The sequence below is a fragment of the Micromonospora sp. CPCC 206060 genome (assembly GCF_036906895.1).
Classification (GTDB): Bacteria; Actinomycetota; Actinomycetes; order Mycobacteriales; family Micromonosporaceae; genus Micromonospora.
Window position 1 is genome coordinate 1 of the sequence record NZ_JBAKHU010000256.1, and the last position, 872, is coordinate 872.

Here is an 872-nt window from a genome sequence, read left to right on the forward strand (position 1 = left end):
GTCAGGCGGAGTAGCCGCGGGTGGCGGTCCAGGCGGTGAGGTCCTCGGCGGTGATCCAGTAGGAGGCCTGGTCCGGGTTGGCGGGGTCGGCGATCTTCAGGGTGTGGCCGTTGTCGCGGTAGCCGACCACGCTCAGGTAGTGGCCGCCTTCGTAGGAGTGGGCGACACCGTCGGTGTCGACGGCGGTGCCGGCGATGTTGGCCACGACCGCCCGGCCGGAGTCCAGGGCCCGCACCATGTCGGTCCGCAGTTTCTCGACGTGGTTGTCCTTCGCGGTGGCGGGGACCTCGACGGTCTTGTAGGTGTCGGTGCCGGTGACCTTGTTCAGGACGCGGGTGATGTCCACGGCCGAGTTGGTGCCGGCTTCGGTGGTGCCCAGGTCCTTGGCCAGGTCGTCCTGGCTGAGGTTCTTGCCCTGGGCGGTCAGGGCGATGCGGGTCGAGGCGGGGCCGCAGTAGTAGAAGTTGGGCTGGGCCTCGTAGCGGACACCGACCTCGCGGGCGCCGGTGCGGCCTTCACCACGGTCGCGGTCGTTGTCGCGGTCGGTGGTGGGTCGGGTGTCGGTGGTGGCGGCGTGTACGGCGGTGACCGGTCCGGCGATGGCGCCGCCGACGAAGGCGAGGCCGGCGATGGTCAGGGCGCTGGTACGGGTGATCGTGGTCATGGGGATGCACCTTCCGTTCGGGGGGTCGCGCGGCACCCACGGGCAGGACGAAGCCCACGTGGGGCGGGGCACCACGGCGGAAAGAGGAGGATCGGGGACAGGACCAGCGACCGGGGGGTCGGGGTGTGTGTCCCAGGGGGATGTAACGACCCGGCCCGGCCGGTCATTCCCACCGGCCATCGGCCCGCACCGCACCCCGGTGTAGGGG

At 71.2% G+C, this 872-nt stretch carries 1 protein-coding gene; it reads right to left on the bottom strand.

Annotated elements, in window-relative coordinates; all coding sequences use genetic code 11:
• Position 1: 1 nt before the first annotated feature.
• A complete protein-coding gene (locus tag V6U90_RS33590; protein WP_334445229.1) occupies positions 2-664 on the bottom strand; it encodes a C39 family peptidase in 663 nt (220 codons plus the stop codon).
• Positions 665-872: the final 208 nt, after the last annotated feature.